This is a genomic window from Brevibacterium metallidurans (genome assembly GCF_037101285.1).
Classification (GTDB): Bacteria; Actinomycetota; Actinomycetes; order Actinomycetales; family Brevibacteriaceae; genus Brevibacterium; species Brevibacterium metallidurans.
Genome location: NZ_BAAAAF010000058.1, coordinates 1 through 652 on the forward strand (window position 1 = coordinate 1; position 652 = coordinate 652).

The 652-nt window shown below is 57.4% G+C and carries 1 protein-coding gene; it reads right to left on the bottom strand.

From position 1 onward, the window contains the following. Positions 1-103 precede the first annotated feature (103 nt). Positions 104-613, bottom strand: a complete 510-nt coding sequence (locus AACX88_RS17505) for a LacI family DNA-binding transcriptional regulator (protein WP_190246591.1) — start codon at positions 611-613, stop codon at positions 104-106. Between the last annotated feature and the right edge of the window lie 39 nt (positions 614-652).

Genomic DNA, 652 nt, shown 5'->3' on the forward strand with positions numbered 1-652 from the left:
AAGGTAGCGTGATCCATGTCGAGGTCCTCAGGATGGGCAGTGTCAGAACTTCCATCCTCGGAGGGCCTCGACCCCTATCCAGGCACCGACGCGCCCAACCCGACTACACTCTCAGCTGCGAAGAGCCATTTAAAGTTTCAGGATGGCCAGCGCGCAACGCCAGAACAATTGGCTTGCTCACCTCCTCAACGAACCCAGTAAGGTCAGTCGTTCTGTCCGCAGAACAGTAGAGGACACCGTCAACGGCTGAGAAGATTTCTCTCGAACCATCACGGACGCCGCCGCCGGGCGAATCCGCCTCAAGTACAATCACCCGATAGTTCCTCTTCAGTAACTCATCGTGTGTGATATCGGCCATCAGGGCGAATGCTGGCTGGGTGAGCTTTTCGACGACAAGCGCGATTCGCCGAGTCTTTCCTTGAAGTAGCGAACGCGCAGCATCATTCGGTACATAGTTTAGCGATTTGGCCGCGGCCTTTACCCGAGCGATGAGCTCAGGGCCAACGTTCGGTTCGCCACGAAAGAGGCTCTTCGCAGCTGAGAGTGTAGTCGGGTTGGGCGCGTCGGTGCCTGGATAGGGGTCGAGGCCCTCCGAGGATGGAAGTTCTGACACTGCCCATCCTGAGGACCTCGACATGGATCACGCTACCTT